General features: G+C 38.4%; 1 protein-coding gene. It reads left to right on the forward strand.

Translation table 11 applies throughout. The features are described 5' to 3' along the window. Positions 1 to 139: 139 nt before the first annotated feature. Positions 140 to 516, forward strand: a 377-nt coding sequence (locus tag GQR53_RS20620) for a transposase (RefSeq protein ID WP_165745070.1), incomplete at its 3' end; no start/stop codon positions are given.

Raw genomic sequence — 516 nt, forward strand, 5'->3', positions numbered from 1 at the left:
TAAACTCGATCGGTTTTTTCGTTATAACTGATCTGATCGACTGATATAAATAAAGTTCAATTGGAGCCTAATTTATTTGTGTATAAGAGTCAGGTGTCAGGATAGTTGTCGCCTCTAACTTTTAATAGAGGCAGATAAAATGAGACGTCGATTTACACAAGAATTTAAAGTTCAAGCTGTTGAAAAAGCATTATCTCAATGTGATGATGTTCGCCTAGAAGATATTGCACTTGATTTAGGCATCGGTTATTCAACCTTGCAACGTTGGATAGCGCTTGCTAAAAACCATGAACTTGAAACGGACTATACAGGCAGCCAAATGACATCAGAAAAACGACCACAAGACTGGGATCTTGAAGAAAGACTTAACGCAATTATTGAATGTGGACGTTTGGATGACACAGCCGTTAATGAATACTGCCGTAGTAAAGGGCTTTACCCACATCATATCGAGCAGTGGAAGAAAAATTTTGCTAAAGGGCCTTCAACGAAGCCCGTAAAATCAGACAGTAAACA

The sequence above is a fragment of the Pseudoalteromonas sp. Z9A6 genome (assembly GCF_011378805.1).
GTDB lineage: Bacteria > Pseudomonadota > Gammaproteobacteria > Enterobacterales > Alteromonadaceae > Pseudoalteromonas > Pseudoalteromonas distincta.